The sequence below is a fragment of the Knoellia sp. B-D-2 genome (assembly GCF_057714695.1).
This window is the reverse complement of the sequence record NZ_CM173189.1, coordinates 2,141,203-2,158,107: the sequence shown is the minus strand read 5'-3', so window position 1 is coordinate 2,158,107 and position 16,905 is coordinate 2,141,203. Positions and strand designations below refer to the sequence as shown.

Here is a 16,905-nt window from a genome sequence, read left to right as displayed (position 1 = left end):
GCCCAAGCCGTCCCGGTTCACCGTGGTCGAGGCGATGCGGGCGCCTGCTGGCACCGCGGCACACCGGACCGACGTGGACGCGGGCGAGGGACCAAGCCCTTGGCCACCGTGTCGCCGAGCGCCCTCGCCGAACGACGGGACGCCAGACCAGCATAGGCGTTCGGGCACGCCAGTCGAGTCACGTGGGCGGCGAGCCCACCCGGAAGACGTCGAGCATGAGCCCCAGTGTCGCGTAGTAGCCGGTGAGGACGACCAGCTCGAGAAGGCGCTGCTCACCCAGGACGGTGACCAACCCGGCATACGTCGGGTCGTCCAACGACTCCCTCGCAGACAGCAGGCGGACGGCCTCATGGACGGAAGCCTCCACCGGGTCCACGCCGGCCTGCTGCGCGAACCCCCCAGAACGGATCGCGTCCAGCTCCTCGTCGGCCAGCCCGACCGACCGTCCGATGCGGGTGTGAGCCCACCACTCGAAGTCGCTGTCGAGCCGCGAGGCGACGGTGAGGATCGCGATCTCGCGCTCGCGGTCGGTGAAGGACGTGAGGTACCGGACGGCGGCGCCGAGCTGTTGCAGGGGCTGCCCGAGATGGGGCACATGGAGCATGAGGCCGAAGGGTCCGACGAGGGAGCCGTCGGCAGCAGCGAGGGCGAACGTCTGCGGGCCCGACGAACGGGGGCCGCCCGTGATCGCGGCACGGAGCTCTCGCTGGGCGTCGTCGAGCCGGTCGGGGGTCAGTCGTGCCAGTCGCTCACCCATCACCACTCCCCTGTGCCGTCGCGGACCCGTCGCGGGCTCGTCGGGCTCACCGTAGCGGGACCGCCCGCGCACGCGGCGGACGACGAGGCGGCCACCGGTCCGTGACCGGCGGCCGCCTCTTTCTCGCTCACCCCGGGGGGCTGCGCACCCGGGGTCCCGGTGGGTGAGCAGGGCCACGGCGGGGTGTCGCACGCGGCTCGGCACTGCGCGGCCGAGTCTGCGGGCCCGCCACACCGTGTCCGGTCGCCGGCTCGGCCGGCGCGGCGGCCGAGCCCCACGCGCACGCGATGATCGCGTCGAACTCCGCCGCCAGCAGCTCCTCGTCGGCCAGGACGACGTCCAGGAAGTCGTCGACCTCGGTGCGACTCGAGGACGCGGGCGCGGCGGCGCCCGCGGTCCACAGGGTCACGGGGGCCATCGCCGATCAGCCCGATCAGGCCGAGATGGCTTGGCGCTTGCCGTTGTCGCTGCTGTTGATCTCGATCCTGCGCGGCTTGGCCTTCTCCGCGACCGGGACCTGCAGTCGCAGCACCCCTTGGGCGTAGTCCGCCGTGATGTGGTCCGTGTCGAGCGTGTCCCCGAGGAAGAGCTGTCGGCTGAACACGCCACGGGGACGTTCGGCGGCGAGCAGCTCCTCGTTGTTCGACGGCCCGGGACGCTCCGCCTTGACCGTGAGGACGTTGCGTTCGACGTCGAGGTCGATGCTGGCCGGGTCGACGCCGGGCAGGTCCAGCTCCACGACGAACGTGTCCTTCTCACGCCATGCGTCGATCGGCATGACGGCAGGGCGGGCCAGGGTCCCCACGGCGCCGAAGGCCTGCTGGGCCATGCGGTCGAGCTCGCGGAAGGGGTCGGTGCGCATCAACATCGTCATCACCTCCAACACATCCAGATGCCCTCGACGGGCCACAGACCCCCGGATGGGATCTATGGTGTGCGCTACACATTTATTACCACCCGCGCGGGACACGTGCAACAGTCCGTCGACGGTCCACGGGTGAGCAGGGCACGCGCAGACGGCAGGAGTAGGTTGGGGGAGCACCCCCGAACCAGCTCAGCAGAGCAAGCAAGGACCCATGGCCGACGTCGACGACCTCCTGTCGCAGCTCGCCCGCCGCATCGTGCGAGGCGTCGAGCAGGGCCTTCCCCTGCCCACCCGCCTCTGCCAGGCGACCGTCGACCTCCTCGGGTGCGACGGAGGCGCGATCACGCTGGCCTACACGCTCCTGGAGCGGGTCACGCTGTGCACGACGAACGACACCGCCCGCATCCTCGAGGAGGCCCAAGACGTCGTCGGCCAGGGGCCCGGGCCGGATGCCTTCACCACCGGCACCTACCAGCGGTTCGACCTCACGGTCGAGGACGGACCGAACCCCCGGTGGCCGCTCCTGGAGAGTGAGACGCTCACGGCATTGGCGCCCCTCGTGGTCCACGCACTGCCCCTCGGCGAACCCCACCACATGCTCGGCGTGCTGACCCTGCACCAGACGGGCTCCCCGCCCCCGCTCGACATCGACGCCGCACTGGTCGTCGCCAAGGTCCTCACCGCGGCGCTCCTTGCCGATGCCCCCACCCAGCACGATCTCGGGCACGAGCCGTGGGCGGAGCGGGCCGAGGTCCACCAGGCCACCGGGATGGTGGTCGCCCAGCTGGGGGTGCCGGAGTCCGACGCCATCGCCCTGCTCAGGGCACACGCCTACTCGCACGACCAGAGCGTCACCGCCTCGGCGCATGCGGTCCTCACACGCCAGCTGACGTTCTCGGCCACTCCCGAGAGAAAGATCGAATCGACATGACGACCACGAGTGTCACCGACGTCCTGGTCCAGGCCAACGCTGCCATGGTCGGTCCGCACCCGGACGTCACCGGTGCGATGGCCGAGCTGCTCGTCGGGGTGACCGAGGTGCTGTCCGCCGACGCTGCCGCGGTGCTCGTGACGTCGGACAGCGCCCTCGAGGTGCTCGCCAGCACCTCACACCGCGTGCACGACCTCGAGATCTACCAGGCGCAGGTCCACGAGGGACCCTGCATCGAGTCGTTGCGCACCGGCACCGGCATCAGCGCGCACGGCGTCGACGCCATCCGGTCACGCTGGCCCGTGGCCGGCCCGGTGATCCTGTCCTCGGGATACACCGCGGTTCACGCCACCCCCCTCCGCTGGCACGACGAGACGTTCGGCGCGCTCAACGTCTTCTGGGCCGAGGAGTCCGACTTCGAGGAGCGCCTCTCGGACTGCCGAGCGCTCGGCGACGCGCTCACCCTCGTCCTCCTCTGCGGTCGTCTCGAGGACGGAGCGCTCCTCGAGAGCCTGCGGGCCGCCCTGCACCGTCGCACCGTGGTCGAGCAGGCCAAGGGTGCGCTCGCCCACGTGCTCGGCATCGACCCCGGTGACAGCTTCGAGGCGCTCACCGACTTCTCCCGACGCGAGGAGATCCCCCTGGGCCACGCAGCGGAGCTGGTCATGGCGCTGGCCCGCACCGGCACGCTGGGCGAGCACCTGACGACGTCAGGTCACCACGGCTGACCCGTCCGGGCACCGGTCAGGTGGGGCCGAGGTGCGCCCGCTCGAGCAGCGCGGACGTCCTCACCGGCAGGTCCCCCGTCATCTCCACCTCGGCAGCGATGTCGTGGACCTTGCGGTTGAGGTCCATGCTGGCCTTGCGCAGGAGCGCGAAGGCCTCCTCGCTCGGGACCTGGCGCTGGGCCATGACGATCCCGACCGCGGTCCCGATCTGTCGGCTCGTCCCGAGGGCGGCCGTGAGGTTGTCGACGTCCTCCGCGCGAAGGTGGGCCTCGCCGGCGAGTGCGGCGAACGGGGCGAGGAGCGCCGCCCTGGTCCGGTCTCCGTCGCCGAACGCCCCAGGAGGGGACGCGTAGAGGGACAGCGCGGCGCGATCGGTTCCGCCGAGCACCAGCCGCAGGCAGAGCATGCTGCGCACGCCGACCGCCTCCGCGCAGTCCGGACCGAACACCGGCCACCGCGGATCCGACGCCAGGTCGTCGACCAGCACCACGCCGTGCACGGTCGTCCGCTCGCGGAAGGGGCCCTCCCCGCTGGCGTGCTGGAGCCGGTCCACGGCGTCAGGGACACCGTCGCTTGCCGCCAGCGAGAACGGGGCACGACCTTCGCGCAGCAACGTGATGCCTGCATGCTGCGCCGAGGGCACGGCGAGCAGCACCTCCGAGACCACCCTGTCGGGGTCGGGGGCGCTCCCGCTCGTCGCCAGGGCTGAGGTGAGCTGGACGAGCTGCCGGCTGATCGCAGCGTCGGTGGGAGTCTGACGCCGAGGATCCGAGAGGTTCACGTTGAGCGAGCTCCGCAGGTTCTGCCAGGCGGATGCGCACCGTGGTCAGACGCTCACACCTGTACCCCAAGATACCGGTCGACCACTCACCCCAGATGTCGGACGAGAAATCTCAGAACGAATCACCGCGTGGGCCCCCGCGAAGCGCCGTGGGGGCGCCACCCGTCAGCCGTGGGCATCGCGGCCCGGGCCGCGGCCGGCATACCGCGAAGGGCCCTACCGGCGCCCCTCGGAGGCTGCGCTGACCCGCTTGACCGGGAGCTCGCCGGTGAGGTTGACCTCCTCGGCCACCTCCCGGAGCTTGGCGTTGAGGTCCATGCTCGCGCGCCGGAGGAGCTCGAACGCCTCCGCGTGCGGCAGCCGGTGGGTCGACATGAGGATGCCGACCGCCGTCGAGATCTGGCGGCTGGACTGGAGCGCCTTGATGAGGTTCTCGCGGTCGTGCTCGCGCAGGTCCGCCTCCACTGCGAGGGCGGCGAGCGGGACGAGCACCGACGCCACGGTGACGTCGTCGTCGGTGAAGGCCGCGACGTCCGTCGAGTAGTAGTTGATCGCCGCATGGTCGACCCCACCCACGGGGAGGCGGAGGCTGAGCATGCTGCGCACACCCACGGCCTCGGCGCACCGGGGACCAAAGCTCGGCCACCGGTCGTCGGTGCTGATGTCGTCGGACATCACCATGGCGGGACCCGTGGCTGCCTCGAGGCAGGGACCTTCTGCCAGTGCGTACTGCAGGTCGTCGACCGCGCTCGCCAGGTCGTCCGAGGCGGCCAGCGTGACCGGCGCCCTTCCGGCGCGCAGCAGCGTGAGGCCGGCATGGTGGCCGTGCGGGACGGCCGACGCGCCGGCCTTGACGACCATTCCCGGTGTGACCGGCTCCTCGCCGTGAGACAGCGCGAGGACCAGCTCGCTGAGGTGATGGATCAGCTCCCGAGACATCGGACCGTCCTTTCTGCTCCGCGCTGTCCGCTTCGTGGCGGCAGCGTCCCGACCCGGCACGACCGGTGTGGCCGCGGTTGGGCGACCTGTCGATCTCCATCGAGGATATGCCTCACTGTCGCAGGTCGTCACCGCCAAAGAGTGGGATTGGCGGTCGGACGGACGGAAGTCCCTTGCCCCCGCGGCGGGGCATGGGTATGTTCCTTGCACCGATGGGTCCGACAGTGGCGCCGTCCCCTCCTGCCGAAGGCACGAGCGATGACGACCACCTCCGTAGCCGACACCTCCCGCGTCGCTGACGACACCGAGATCGCCACCCTCGTCGAGCGCCTCACGACGAGCGTCGATCACGAGGCTCCCGCCCTCCGGAACCTGCTCGCCGAGGCCTGCCTGCCGGTCGCCGACGGCATCGCCCGCCGGTTCCGTGGGCGCGGGGTGGAGGACGACGACCTCGAGCAGGTCGCGCGCACCGCGCTCGTCGCTGCGGTCGCACGCTTCGACCCGGCCCTGGGTCGCACGCTCATCCCGTACGTCGTGCTGTCGATCGAGGGTGAGCTCAAGCGCTACTTCCGCGACCACACGTGGGCCGTGCGCCCGCCGCGGCGCCTGCAGGAGCTGCGGCTCGAGGTCCGGTCGGCCGAGGAGTCGCTGCGCCACCGGCTGCTGCGCGAACCCTCGCTCGAGGAGCTGGCCGTCGCTCTCGGAGCGGACGTGGTGGACGTGCGGACCGCGTGCCGCTCGTCGTGCGGGTACCGTGCGGCATCCCTCGACGCGCCGTCACCGCAGGGGCGGACCCTCGCCGACCACGTGGTCGGCAACGACGACCCGGCCGAGCGGATCGTCCTGCGTCAGGCCCTCGTGCAGGCGGTCGGGGCGCTCTCCGAGAGGGAGCGGCTGCTCCTGCACCTCCGCTTCGTCGAGGAGCTCCCGCAGCGTGAGATCGGTGAGGTCCTGGGAGTGAGCCAGATGCAGGTGTCGCGACTGCTCTCCGCAGCGGTCAAGCGCCTCCGGGCGCACCTGCAGCCCGCCGCGGCCTGACCCGCCGACGAACCCTGGCAAGCTGTCAGTCGAAGAGGGAGTTGAGGTAGCGCTGCAGGGCCGCAGTGGTCTTCGGACCCCACGCGCCGTCCTGATGGGCCCCGACCCTGGACTGGAGGGCGCGCGTCGTCTTCGGGCCGATCGAGCCGTCCTGCTGCGCGCCGACCTTGGCCTGGAGCTTCTTGACGTCGTCGCGGGACCAGTACGCGTTGACGGAGCCGCCGATCCACGTCTCGACCGCCTTGCGGGTGCCCGGGCCCTTCTGGCCGTCGACGGTGAGCGGGAACAGCGAGCGCGGCTCGTCCCGCGAGACCGGGACGGTGAGCCCGTTGGCGACGGTGAGGCCGGCCCGCACGCTGCACACCGGCCAGGCACCGGGGCCCTGGACCTTGAGCACGGCCTGGGCGATCTCGATCTGCTGCGACTTCGTGGCGCGGTTGGCCGTCGATGCGTACCTCTGGCCGCCGAAGCCCTTCCAGGTGTTGTACGAGAACTGGAGCCCGCCGTAGTAGCCGTTGCCCGAGTTGATGGCCCAGTTGCCACCGCTCTCGCACTGCGCGACCCGGTCCCACACGGTCTCGCTGGCACCGGCTCCGGTGGCGAGCCCGACGAGGGCCGCCGAGGCGGTCGTGGCGAGCAGCGTGGTCCCGACGAGCGCCCGGCGCAGGGGCCGACGGCGAGCGGGACGGGCAGGGAACTCGGGGGCGAAGAGCATGACGGGGATCCTTTGCGTCAGGGGACGACAAAGGCACGCTACGTCACATCTGCAACATCATTCAATCCTGTCACAGAACTACACAAATGTAACTCGTGCCCCACCCCTGCGCAAGCCGGCTCCTCCGGCGTGTCGACGTATGCCGCCCTTCCGCCCTGACGCGGCGGAGCAAGAGCTGGGCCGGGGAGCGGGTCAGACGCGGGCGCGACGGCGGACCCGGCCCACCCGGCGGTCCCACGGCGAGGCGATGATCTCGCCGAGGGTCGTGCCGGTCGCGATCGCGAGCAGCGCCCCGAACGCCCCGAGCAGGGTCGCGACACCCGCCTGGAACGACAGGGTCCCGATGTCCGTGGACTGTCCGACGAGCTCGTAGAGGCCCCGGAAGATCGTCAGGCCGGGGAGCAGCCCGAAGCTGGCCGGGACGACGACGACCATCGCCGGCGACCCGAGCCGGAGGGCCACGAGCCGTCCCACGAGCCCGATGCCGACGGCGGCGATGCCGGTCGCGGTCACCTGCCCGACGTCGAGCGCGCGGGTGAGCACCGAGAACACCCCGACCGCCACGACGGACAGGGCCGCCGTGGGCAGGACGAGCCGTCGGCGGGTCTGCATGGTCACGGCGCCGCACGAGCCGACGACGAGCGCGCCCGCGAGGGCCGCCCACCACTGCGCCTGCGAGGTCCGCAGGTCGAGGACCGACGGCGCCACGAACGAGAACGACAGCGCGTCGGTGAGCCGGATCGTCGTGCTCAGGCCGACGGCGACGCCGATGATGAGACCGGTGAACGACACGACGACGGCGAGGAGCCGGCCGGCGCCGGTGACGGCATACCCGGAGATGACGTCCTCGACGGCGGAGGCCATGGTGCGCCCGGGCAGCAGGGCGACGATCCCGCCGGCCACGACGAAGGCGAAGTCCTTGCCTCCCACCGGGAGCCAGGCCTGCGAGCCGAGGGCGTATGCCGTCCACGCGAGGGCCGTTGCGACGAACGCGGCGACCGCGTTGGAGTAGAAGTCGGGCAGCCGGAGCGGCCCCATGAGCCGGGTCACGGCGGACACGCCGAGCACGACGAGCAGCGTGACGAGGGCGGTGAACAGGGTCGCGCCGATCATCACCGCGACCGCGCCGGCGAGCAGGGCCGTCGCCAGGGTGACGGCCCAGTCCGGCCAGGTGCGGTTGGCGCGCTTGATGTCGCGCAGCTGCTCGAGCGCCTCGGGCAGCTCGATGTGCCTGTTGACGAACGCATCGACGAGCTCGTGCACCGCGACGAGCCGGGCGTAGTCGTGCCGGGTCGAGCGGACGACCCGCAGCGCCGTGACCGAGCTGACCCCGTCGACCCTGGCGTGGATGAGCAGGGACTGGAGGGTGATGTCGATCTCGACGGTGGTGAGCCCGGCCGCGGCACAGACTGCAGCGACCGACCCCTCGACCTGGGGTGCTCCGGCGCCACTGCGCAGCATGAGCTCCCCGAGACGGACGGCGAGGTCGAGGGCGCTGCGGACCCGCGCCTCCTCGGCGTCCTCGCTGGCGACCCGGGCGTTGCGGTAGGGCGTGCGCCGGAGCAGGTCGACGAGCGGCATCGGCTCGGTCGGCGGTCCGCCCTGGAGCCGCCACGCGCGACGAGGACGGACGTCGTCGCTCACGGCAGGTTCAGCTGGTCGGACCACGCGCTCCCACTCGGCCACCAGGACGGTTCACCGTTGACGACGCCGGCGGCCGCGACCGCGACCGCGCCGACGAGGAGCAGGAGGACGAGCACCCGGCTCGTGCTGGCGCCGGGGCTCACCCCGCGCACGATGCTGCGCGTCCCACGACGGAGGCTGGCACCGCCGGGACCCCACCACGCCATGAGACCGGCGAGCAGACCGCCGACGGCGAGCGGGACGGGGGCGTTCGGCTCGGGGGCACCGCTCCCCCGGGCTGCGACGGCTGCGAGCGCGGCGCAGAAGACCCCCGAGACGGCGATGAGCGCTGGCATGATCGCGCCGAAGAGCGAGCCGACGAGGCCGAGCAGCAGGTGCCACGGGCCGACGAGCACGGTGACCGGCACGTCGCTGCGACGAGGACCCTTGTCGTGGCGGCGCATCACGAGGGACGTCATGGACCGGTCGGCGGTGCGGGCCAGGACGATCCACAGCAGCAGGCCCGCCGCGGCGACGACGGGGACGGTCGCCGCGGCGGCGACGAGCACCGCGAGCAGGGCGCCCACGGTGCCGCTCCGGCTCGCCCGACCGATGCGGGGGTCGAGCCGCGGCTCGAAGGCCTGTCCCGGGCCGGACCCGTCCGGCGGAGGGGTGAGCTCGCCGGCCGGAGGGCCGAAGATGCGGTCCGCGGTGTCGGGCCGCGGCGTCGACAGGCCGGGAGGACCCACGGCCGGCGCCGCAGCGGGTGCGACCCTGGGCGCCACCGCGGACAGGTGGGGTCGCGGCCGGATCTCCGTGCGCGACAACGGCATCGCCGTGGTGGGTGCGACCGTGAGCGACTGGGTCCGCGGTGACGGGGTGCGGGTCTGGATGACGTCGGTGACCGTGCCGCCGTGGGCGTAGCGCTCGAGCGCGGTGACGACCTCACGCTGGTGCGGCCGGTCCGACGGGACCGGCGCGAGCGCGGCATACAGCAGGGGGGCGATGCGCGGGTCGACGCCACGGAGGTCGGGCTCGCCGGCCGTGACCCGCGACAGGACGGCATCCATCGGTCCGCGACCGAACGGCGGGCGGCCGGACGCGGCATACGCGAGGGTGGCCGCCCAGCCCCACCAGTCGGTGGCGGTCGAGACCGGGTCGCCCTCGACGACCTCGGGCGAGAGGTAGCCCGGGGTGCCCATGACGAGGCCGGTCATCGTGAGGCGGATGTCGTCGGTGACGTGCGCGATGCCGAAGTCGATGACGACCGGGTCCCCGTCGAGCAGGAGGACGTTGCCGGGCTTGAGGTCGCGGTGGACGACGTCGCTCGCGTGGATGACGTCGAGGGCCTCCGCGAGCCCGCGGCCGAGCCGGTGCAGGTCGTCGGCACCCATCGGGCCGTCGGCGGAGATGACGTCGTCGAGGGGCGGGCCGGGCACGTAGCGGGTGACGATGAAGGGACGGTCACCGTCGATGTCGGCGTCGATGACGGGGGCGACCCGGGGGCTGCGGATCCGGCTCAGCGTCTCGACCTCGCGCGACAGCCGGGCCCGGGCCGCGGGGTCGTGCGCGACGTGCGGGCGCAGGACCTTGATCGCCACGGCCTTGCCCTGCCGGTCGAGCGCGAGGTGCACGACGCCCATCCCACCCTCGCCGAGGCGCTGGACGAGGCGGTAGGACCCGAGCAGCGAGTGCTCCGGGAGCTCGTCGCGCTCCTCCGGCTCGTCGAGGATGTCGGCGGTCATGGGGGACACGGTATGCCGTGTGGCTGAGTGCGGCCTGTCCGAACCGCCGGGCCCGGTGGGTCGCGTGTGACGGATGGGACTAGGCGGGGACCTCGCGCAGCCGTTCCCTCAGCTCCTCGCGCGAGGCGATGTCGAGCTTGGTGTAGACGTGGCGCAGGTGGTACTCGACCGTCTTGGGGCTGAGGAAGAGCGCAGCCGCGGCCTCCCTCGTCGTCCGCCCCTCGGCGAGCAGGTCGGCGATCTGCAGCTCGCGCGCCGTCAGCCCCACGACCGGGCCGGACTCCCGCGAGCGCGCGCGCAGTCCGGTCGCCTCCAGCTCGGACGCGGCCGCGTCGGCCCACCGCGCCGCACCCAGGTCGTCGAACGCGGCCCGGGCCTCGCGCAGGGGGGTCCGGGAGTCGGACCGCCGGCGCGCGCGACGGAGCCGGGCTCCGTAGAGCAGCAGCGTGCGGGCCCGCTCGAAGGCGTCCACGCCCTCGTCGTGGAGCCGCAGCGCCGCACCGAAGAGGTCGTCGAGCTCGTCGTCCCCGCCGAGCAGCGCCGTCGCCCGGGCGGCCCGGGCCCGTGACCACGGCCGTCCCCGGCGGCCGGCCCGCGCCCGGAACTCCGCGTCCACCTCGACCGCCCGCTCGCGGTCACCGGCGCGCAGCAGCGCCTCGACCAGCTCGGGCCCGGGCGACAGGTCGGGGTCACCGACCCGGAGGTCCGCGAGGAGCTCGTCGACGGCGGTGAACCCGGCGATGGCCGACTCGACGTCACCGAGGGACAGGTCGAGCTCGGCCAGCGCGAAGCCCGTCCAGACCGAGGCCATGTTGAGCTCCCGGCCCTCGCCGACCCGCCGGGCCTCGGCCGCCTCGCGCCGGCACTCCTCGGCCCGGCCCTGGCGGGAGTGCAGGGCCGTCAGCCCGGTGAGCGACGCGCCGAGCTCGGTGAGCTGGCCGAACTCGCGGGCCAGGCCGACCGCTTCGACGTAGAGCGCCTCCGCCCGCGACCACCGGTTCGTCGTGGCGTCGATCCGGGCGAGGTGGAAGAGGAGGTGCGGGAGCTGGCCGAGCTCGGAGTTCCGGCGCCGGGTCTCGATCGTGTCGCGCAGGAGGTCCCGGGCGGCGCCCGACTCGCGCAGGTAGAGCAGGCCCGTCACCGCCCAGTCCGCCTCCTCAGGAGTGGGCTCGGGCAGCGCGGTGAGCGCGTCGACCCCGGTCCGGAGCGCCTCGGAGTCCGGCTCCCCCGCGAGGGCCCGCGCCATGCCCACGGCGATCGAGGCGATCGCGCGGTGGCTGGGGTCGGCGCCCGGTCGGCCCGCCAGGAGGGACGCGCGCTCCGCCGCGGCGAGCGCGCCACGGGCGTCGAGGAGGTAGAAGCAGGCGTCGATGGCACCGGCATACATGAGCATCGCCTCGTCGGGGCCGTCGGCCACGGCGTCCTCGGCGGCCGAGAGGAGGAGGTCGCGCGCGCCGGCCAGCGACCCCGCCCGGACGGCCACCTGGCCGGCCATCGCGAGCGCTCGCGCGCGCTCGAGCCCGGTGGGGGCGTGCCGCGCCGCCTCCTCGAGGAGTGCCGGAGCCCGGGAGTCCTCGCCGCCGAGCCAGGCCGCCTGCCCCGCCGCGAGGAACCGACGGGCTCGCTCGTCCCGCGTCGCCGACAGCGTGGCCGCGCGCTCGAGGGCCGACGACGCCACGGCGAAGGCGCCCCGGGTGGACGCCCGCCGCCCCACCTCCTCCATCTCGAGGGCCACGGTGTCGTCGAGCCCCACGGCGGCCTCGCTGCGGTGCCACGCCCGCCGGTCCGCGTCGCCGGGCGAGAGGGAGTCGGCCACGAGCGCGTGCAGGAGACGCCGCTCCCCCGCCGGGATCGTCACGTACACGGCCGACCCGACGAGCGGGTGGGTGAAGTCGACCCGGTAGGGGGTGACGCTGACGATCCCGAGGTCCTCGGCACGAGCCAGGTGGCCGACGTCGAGGCCGGCCGACCGGCAGACGAGCGAGATCGTGGGGAGGTCCCCGTCGGCGACGACGACGACCTGGAGCACGCGGAGCCCGTCGGCCTCCAGACCGGCGGTCCGGCGCGCGAACGCGTCGGCGACGACGCGAGGCACCGTCACGGTCTGGCCGAACGCCAGGTCGCCGACGCCTCCCGGCTCCTGCGCCAGCGCGCGGATCGCCAAGGGGTTGCCGGCGCTGACGGCGGTGACCCGAGCGCGCTGCTCGGCGGTCAGTGCGGTCCCCGCCGCGTCGTCGGCGAGGCGGGACGCGGCGTCATCGTCGAGTGGTCCGAGGTGCAGGGTCGGCAGGCCCCCCCACGCCTCGGTCTCGCCGGGTCGGACCGCGGCCAGGACGACGACCGAGTCCACGAGCACGCGGCGGGCGACGAACGCCAGCGCCTGGGCCGAAGGGGTGTCGAGCAGGTGGGCGTCGTCGAGGACGACGGCCAGCGGCCCCGCCTCGGCGGCCCGGGTCACGAGGGTGAGCGCCGCCGCCGACACGGCGAACCGGTCGGCGACGCCACCGGTCCGCACCGCCAGGGCGACGCCCAGGGCCCGCGCCTGCGGCTCGGGGAGCTCGTCCACGCCGTCGACGAGCGGCTGCAGCACCCGGGCCAGCCCGGCGAACGGGAGGTCGTGCTCGGCCTTGGTGCCCGCCCCCCGAAGGAGCAGGAAGCCGGAGGCCCGCTCCATGGCGTGGGCGAGCAGGGCGCTCTTGCCGATGCCCGGGTCGCCGCTGAGGACGAGCACCCCGCTGCGCCCGACCCGGGCGCCGGACACCAGCGCATCGAGGGTGCGCTGCTCGTCCTCCCGGCCCATCAGCATGGCCATCTCATGCTAGGGGAGGCGCCAGGGACCAGGGGGGTCCCCGGATGCGACCGCGAGCGCGCCTGCGCCAGCCTCGACGGGACGCCGCGGCGACCGCCCCGGCCCGACCACAGGGGAACGAGCATGACCACCGACACCACCACCACGCCCATCGACATGGACACCCTCATGGGCTTCGTCTTCCGCGCCGTCGACGAGGTCGGCGCCAGCCTCAACTGCGCCCTCGTCGTCATGGGCGACAGGCTCGGCTACTACCGCGCGCTGGCGGACCAGGGCGCGATGAAGGCGTCCGACCTCGCCCGGCGCACCGCCACCGGGGAGCGCTACGCGACCGAGTGGCTCAACGCCCAGGCCGCCGGCGGCTACGTCGACTACGACCCGCAGACGCGGACCTACTCGCTGCCCCCCGAGCACGCGGTGGCGCTCACGGACGAGAGCAGCCCGGCCTTCCTCCCCGGTTTCTTCCAGCTCGCCTTCGGCACGGTGCGTGACGCCGACCGGATCTTCGACCTGGCCCGCGACGGTGACGGGTTGGGCTGGGGCGAGCACAACAGCGACGTCCACGACGGCTGCGAGCGCTTCTTCCGTCCCGGGTACGCGGCGAACCTGGTGTCCGCGTGGCTGCCCGCCCTCGACGGCGTCGTCGAGAAGCTCGAGCGGGGGGCCCGGGTCCACGACCTCGGGTGCGGCCACGGCTCGTCGACCGTCCTCATGGCGCAGGCCCATCCGGCGTCGACCTATGTCGGCTCCGACGTGCACGGTGCGTCGATCGACGTCGCGCGCGAGCGGGCGGCCGCGGCCGGGGTGGGCGACCGCATCGAGTGGCAGACGGCTCCGGCCACCGCGATCGAGGGCTCGGGCTACGACCTCGTGACGACGTTCGACGCCCTCCACGACATGGGCGACCCGGTCGGCGCCGCCCGTCGGGTGCACGGCGCCCTGGCCGACGACGGGACCTGGATGGTCGTCGAGCCGGTCGCCGGCGACCACGTCGAGGACAACCTCAACCCCGTCGGGCGGGCCTACTATGGGTTCTCCACGCTGCTCTGCACCCCGGGATCCCTGTCCCAGGACGTGGGCCTGGCCATCGGCACGCAGGCCGGTCCGGCCCGGATCCACGACATCGTGACCGCCGCCGGCTTCGGCCGCTTCCGGATCGCGGCCACGACCCCGTTCAACAACGTGTTCGAGGTCAGGAAGTGAGCTCGTGACGACGACGAGCACCCGCTACGGCGACGCGGCGGACCCGGCGAGCCGGGCCCGCCGCCCGGACACCGTCGGCGTCACCCGGCGCGACGGGGTCGACCTCGCCTGGGCGTCCTACGGCAGCGGCTCCCCCACGCTCCTCCTCATGCCGACGTGGTCGATCGTCCCGTCGCGGATCTGGAAGGCGCAGGTGCCCTACCTGGCACGCCACTTCCGCGTCGTCACCTTCGACGGCCGCGGCAGCGGCGAGTCGGGGCACCCGACGGGCGCCACGGCATACACGAACGAGGAGTATGCCGCCGACACGGTGGCGGTCATGGACGCGGCGGGCGTGGACCGTGCCGTCCTCGTCTCGCTGTCGTGCGGCGCCTCGTGGTCGGTCCACGTCGCGACGAGCCACCCGGCGAGGGTGGAGGGGCTCTTCGCCATCGCGCCCTCGTGCGGCTTCGCGGTCGACGACCCGCACCGCGACCACGTCCCGTGGAACGAGCGCCTGCCGACCGCCCGCGGCTGGCAGAGGTACAACAAGTACAACTGGCTCGAGGGCGACTACGACGACTTCCTCCGGTTCTTCTTCCGGCAGATGTTCAGTGAGCCCCACTCGACCAAGCAGATCGAGGACGCCGTCACGTGGGGGCGCCAGGTCTCGCCGCAGACCCTCGTCGACACCACGGCCGGGCGGCTCGGCTGCGACGGCGCCGTGTGCTCCGACATCGAGGCCCTCTGCCGGCTCGTGACCCAGCCGGTCACGGTGCTGCACGGGTCGGACGACCGGGTCCGCGGCCTCCAGTACGGCGAGCGGCTCGCCGAGCTGACCGGCGGCGACCTCGTCGTCGTGGAGGGCGCGGGCCACGGACCGCTGGCGCGTGACCCCGTGCTCGTCAACCACGAGATCCGGCGCTTCGCGGAGCGGTTCGCCCCGGGCAGCAGGCGCCGGACCCGCACCCGCGCGGCGCAGCGGCGCCGGCGAGCGCTCTACATCTCCTCCCCCATCGGCCTCGGCCACGCCCGGCGCGACCTCGCCGTGGCCGACGAGCTGCGCCGGCTGCACCCCGACGTCGAGGTCCAGTGGCTCGCCCAGGACCCGGTGACCCGGGTCCTGCGGGAGCGTGGGGAGAGCGTCCATCCCGCCTCGGCGCACCTCGCCACTGAGTCCGGTCACATCGAGCACGAGTCGGGCGAGCACGACCTCCACGCGTTCCGCGCCCTGCGCCGCATGGACGACATCCTCGTCAACAACTTCATGGTCTTCGACGAGCTCCTCGAGGACGAGGGCTTCGACCTCGTCATCGGGGACGAGGCCTGGGACGTCGACTACTTCCTCCACGAGAACCCCGAGCTCAAGCGGTCCGCCTACGCGTGGTTCACCGACTTCGTCGGCTGGCTCCCGATGCCGGACGGCGGGGCCGAGGAGGCGGCGCTCACGACCGACCTCAACGCCGAGATGATCGAGCAGCGGGCCCGCTACCGGGGCCTGCGTGACCGCTCGATCTTCGTGGGCAGCCCGGACGACGTCGTGCCCGACTCCTTCGGGGAGGGGCTGCCCTCGATCCGGGAGTGGACCGAGCGCGAGTTCACGTTCCCCGGCTACGTCACCGGCTTCGACCCCGCCGCGCACGACGTCGACGAGATCCGGGCGCGGCTCGGCCACCGCCCGGACGAGCGCATCTGCGTCGTGTCCGTCGGCGGGTCGGGGGTGGGGCTGCCGCTGCTGCGGCGGGTGCTGGACGCCGTGCCGTTGGCACGCCGGGCCGTCCCCGAGCTGCGGTTCGTCGTCGTCACCGGGCCGCGGATCGACCCCGCCGCGCTGCCGAGCCGACCCGGCGCCGAGGTCGTGGGCTTCCTGCCCGACCTCACCGACCACCTCGCCGCGTGCGACGTCGCCATCACCCAGGGCGGGCTCAGCACGTGCATGGAGCTGACCGCGCTGCGCAAGCCGTTCCTCTACGTGCCGCTGCGCCACCACTTCGAGCAGAACTTCCACGTCCGACGGCGGCTGGAGCGCTACCGGGCGGGAACGTGCCTCGACTACGCCCTCGCGAGCGACCCCGACGCCCTCGCCGCGATGCTCGTCAAGGAGCTGGGGCGGGACGTCGACTACCGGCCGGTGGAGACCGACGGCGCGGCGAGGGCCGCGGCCATGCTCGCCGACCTGCTCTGACGCATCCGGGCCGTCCGGAGGCCCTGCCGGACTCCCCGCACGAGCCCGCACGTCGTTCCCGTCGCCGCATGCCGACACGGCGACAGGGACCGTCGCGAACGCCATGGCGCAGCGGGAAGGACCCGACAACCCGGCGGGTCAGGAGATGGCGCCGGACTCCCGCCGACCTGCTCTGACCTACTGCTGGATGTAGGCGCTCAGCTGGTCGCGCTCGGCCTGGAGGTCGGTGATCCGGTGCTTGACGACGTCGCCGATGCTGACGATCCCGGTGAGTCGACCGTCGACGACGACCGGGACGTGACGGATGCGGAGCTCGGTCATCGTGTGCTCGAGATCGACGAGCTGGTCCCCGGGGGCGCAGGTCTGCACCTCCCGCGTCATGATCGAGGAGACCGGCTGGTCGAGGACCTTCGCGCCGTCCTTGTGCAGGTGGCGCACGATGTCACGCTCGCTGACGATCCCGGCGAGCGACTCCCCGTCGTCGCTGACGACGACCGCACCGATGCCGTGCTCGTCCAGGAGGTCGAGGAGCTCGGTGACACTGGCGTCGGAACGCACCGTGACGACGGTGGCTCCCTTGCGCTTCACGACATCGGAGATCCTCATG

Annotated in this window: 15 protein-coding genes; 5 read left to right on the top strand and 10 right to left on the bottom strand. The window is 73.2% G+C overall.

Translation table 11 applies throughout. The features are described 5' to 3' along the window. Nucleotides 1–178 precede the first annotated feature (178 nt). The 3 genes from AC3EU2_RS10295 to AC3EU2_RS10285 all read right to left on the bottom strand — a co-directional run bounded on the left by AC3EU2_RS10295 (nucleotide 179) and on the right by AC3EU2_RS10285 (nucleotide 1,625). The gene (locus tag AC3EU2_RS10295) at nucleotides 179–757 is read right to left on the bottom strand and encodes a carboxymuconolactone decarboxylase family protein (protein ID WP_488176206.1); all 579 of its coding nucleotides are present in this window, start codon (nucleotides 755–757) and stop codon (nucleotides 179–181) included. 127 nt (nucleotides 758–884) lie between these two features. Continuing rightward, a complete protein-coding gene (locus AC3EU2_RS10290; protein ID WP_488176205.1) occupies nucleotides 885–1,166 on the bottom strand; it encodes a hypothetical protein in 282 nt (93 codons plus the stop codon). Between the two features lie 24 nt (nucleotides 1,167–1,190). Then, the gene (locus tag AC3EU2_RS10285; protein WP_488176204.1) at nucleotides 1,191–1,625 is read right to left on the bottom strand and encodes an Hsp20/alpha crystallin family protein; all 435 of its coding nucleotides are present in this window, start codon (nucleotides 1,623–1,625) and stop codon (nucleotides 1,191–1,193) included. 208 nt (nucleotides 1,626–1,833) lie between these two features. On the opposite strand from AC3EU2_RS10285, the gene AC3EU2_RS10280 reads away from it, so the two are divergent. Together AC3EU2_RS10280 and AC3EU2_RS10275 are read left to right on the top strand one after the other, a co-directional pair. Next, nucleotides 1,834–2,553 (top strand): ANTAR domain-containing protein, encoded by a 720-nt coding sequence (locus AC3EU2_RS10280; RefSeq protein ID WP_488176203.1) that lies wholly within the window; start codon nucleotides 1,834–1,836, stop codon nucleotides 2,551–2,553. After that, on the top strand, nucleotides 2,550–3,281 hold the full coding sequence (locus tag AC3EU2_RS10275) for an ANTAR domain-containing protein (RefSeq protein ID WP_488176202.1): 732 nt from the start codon (nucleotides 2,550–2,552) through the stop codon (nucleotides 3,279–3,281). The genes AC3EU2_RS10280 and AC3EU2_RS10275 overlap by 4 nt, the downstream gene beginning before the upstream one ends. Nucleotides 3,282–3,297: 16 nt before the next feature. Here AC3EU2_RS10275 and AC3EU2_RS10270 read toward each other — a convergent pair whose 3' ends face one another. Further along, nucleotides 3,298–4,062, bottom strand: coding sequence for a GAF and ANTAR domain-containing protein (locus tag AC3EU2_RS10270; RefSeq protein ID WP_488176201.1), 765 nt, complete (start codon nucleotides 4,060–4,062; stop codon nucleotides 3,298–3,300). Between the two features lie 216 nt (nucleotides 4,063–4,278). Further along, nucleotides 4,279–5,001 (bottom strand): GAF and ANTAR domain-containing protein, encoded by a 723-nt coding sequence (locus AC3EU2_RS10265; RefSeq protein ID WP_488176200.1) that lies wholly within the window; start codon nucleotides 4,999–5,001, stop codon nucleotides 4,279–4,281. Nucleotides 5,002–5,259: 258 nt separating this feature from the next. On the opposite strand from AC3EU2_RS10265, the gene AC3EU2_RS10260 reads away from it, so the two are divergent. After that, on the top strand, nucleotides 5,260–6,039 hold the full coding sequence (locus AC3EU2_RS10260) for a sigma-70 family RNA polymerase sigma factor (protein ID WP_488176199.1): 780 nt from the start codon (nucleotides 5,260–5,262) through the stop codon (nucleotides 6,037–6,039). 25 nt (nucleotides 6,040–6,064) lie between these two features. Here AC3EU2_RS10260 and AC3EU2_RS10255 read toward each other — a convergent pair whose 3' ends face one another. The 4 genes from AC3EU2_RS10255 to AC3EU2_RS10240 all read right to left on the bottom strand — a co-directional run bounded on the left by AC3EU2_RS10255 (nucleotide 6,065) and on the right by AC3EU2_RS10240 (nucleotide 12,928). Next, nucleotides 6,065–6,754: a transglycosylase family protein gene (locus AC3EU2_RS10255; RefSeq protein WP_488176198.1), complete on the bottom strand. Its 690-nt coding sequence runs from the start codon at nucleotides 6,752–6,754 to the stop codon at nucleotides 6,065–6,067. Nucleotides 6,755–6,946: 192 nt separating this feature from the next. After that, a complete protein-coding gene (locus AC3EU2_RS10250) occupies nucleotides 6,947–8,398 on the bottom strand; it encodes a threonine/serine exporter family protein (RefSeq protein WP_488176197.1) in 1,452 nt (483 codons plus the stop codon). Continuing rightward, complete coding sequence (locus AC3EU2_RS10245) at nucleotides 8,395–10,122, bottom strand: serine/threonine-protein kinase (RefSeq protein WP_488176196.1); 1,728 nt, start codon at nucleotides 10,120–10,122, stop codon at nucleotides 8,395–8,397. Before AC3EU2_RS10245 ends, AC3EU2_RS10250 begins: the two co-directional genes overlap by 4 nt. A 79-nt stretch (nucleotides 10,123–10,201) precedes the next feature. Next, nucleotides 10,202–12,928 (bottom strand): ATP-binding protein, encoded by a 2,727-nt coding sequence (locus AC3EU2_RS10240; RefSeq protein WP_488176195.1) that lies wholly within the window; start codon nucleotides 12,926–12,928, stop codon nucleotides 10,202–10,204. A 126-nt stretch (nucleotides 12,929–13,054) separates the two neighbouring features. Between AC3EU2_RS10240 and AC3EU2_RS10235 the strand changes: the two genes are divergently transcribed. Both AC3EU2_RS10235 and AC3EU2_RS10230 read left to right on the top strand, forming a co-directional pair. Next, nucleotides 13,055–14,134 carry a class I SAM-dependent methyltransferase gene (locus tag AC3EU2_RS10235; RefSeq protein ID WP_488176194.1) on the top strand — a complete coding sequence of 360 codons (1,080 nt, stop codon included), beginning with the start codon at nucleotides 13,055–13,057 and terminating at the stop codon, nucleotides 14,132–14,134. A 4-nt stretch (nucleotides 14,135–14,138) separates the two neighbouring features. Beyond that, complete coding sequence (locus tag AC3EU2_RS10230; protein WP_488176193.1) at nucleotides 14,139–16,298, top strand: alpha/beta fold hydrolase; 2,160 nt, start codon at nucleotides 14,139–14,141, stop codon at nucleotides 16,296–16,298. 177 nt (nucleotides 16,299–16,475) lie between these two features. On the opposite strand, the gene AC3EU2_RS10225 is transcribed toward AC3EU2_RS10230, so the two are convergent. Then, nucleotides 16,476–16,904 (bottom strand): CBS domain-containing protein, encoded by a 429-nt coding sequence (locus AC3EU2_RS10225; protein WP_488176192.1) that lies wholly within the window; start codon nucleotides 16,902–16,904, stop codon nucleotides 16,476–16,478. Nucleotide 16,905: the final 1 nt, after the last annotated feature.

Excerpts from the sequence above, each read along its gene's own strand:
- AC3EU2_RS10295 (WP_488176206.1), bottom strand. The coding sequence starts at position 757 with ATGGGTGAGCGACTGGCACGACTGACCCCCGACCGGCTCGACGACGCC.
- AC3EU2_RS10285 (WP_488176204.1), bottom strand. The coding sequence starts at position 1,625 with ATGTTGATGCGCACCGACCCCTTCCGCGAGCTCGACCGCATGGCCCAG.
- AC3EU2_RS10280 (WP_488176203.1), top strand. The coding sequence starts at position 1,834 with ATGGCCGACGTCGACGACCTCCTGTCGCAGCTCGCCCGCCGCATCGTG.
- AC3EU2_RS10275 (WP_488176202.1), top strand. The coding sequence starts at position 2,550 with ATGACGACCACGAGTGTCACCGACGTCCTGGTCCAGGCCAACGCTGCC.
- AC3EU2_RS10265 (WP_488176200.1), bottom strand. The coding sequence starts at position 5,001 with ATGTCTCGGGAGCTGATCCATCACCTCAGCGAGCTGGTCCTCGCGCTG.
- AC3EU2_RS10260 (WP_488176199.1), top strand. The coding sequence starts at position 5,260 with ATGACGACCACCTCCGTAGCCGACACCTCCCGCGTCGCTGACGACACC.
- AC3EU2_RS10255 (WP_488176198.1), bottom strand. The coding sequence starts at position 6,754 with ATGCTCTTCGCCCCCGAGTTCCCTGCCCGTCCCGCTCGCCGTCGGCCC.
- AC3EU2_RS10245 (WP_488176196.1), bottom strand. The coding sequence starts at position 10,122 with ATGACCGCCGACATCCTCGACGAGCCGGAGGAGCGCGACGAGCTCCCG.
- AC3EU2_RS10240 (WP_488176195.1), bottom strand. The coding sequence starts at position 12,928 with ATGCTGATGGGCCGGGAGGACGAGCAGCGCACCCTCGATGCGCTGGTG.
- AC3EU2_RS10235 (WP_488176194.1), top strand. The coding sequence starts at position 13,055 with ATGACCACCGACACCACCACCACGCCCATCGACATGGACACCCTCATG.
- AC3EU2_RS10225 (WP_488176192.1), bottom strand. The coding sequence starts at position 16,904 with ATGAGGATCTCCGATGTCGTGAAGCGCAAGGGAGCCACCGTCGTCACG.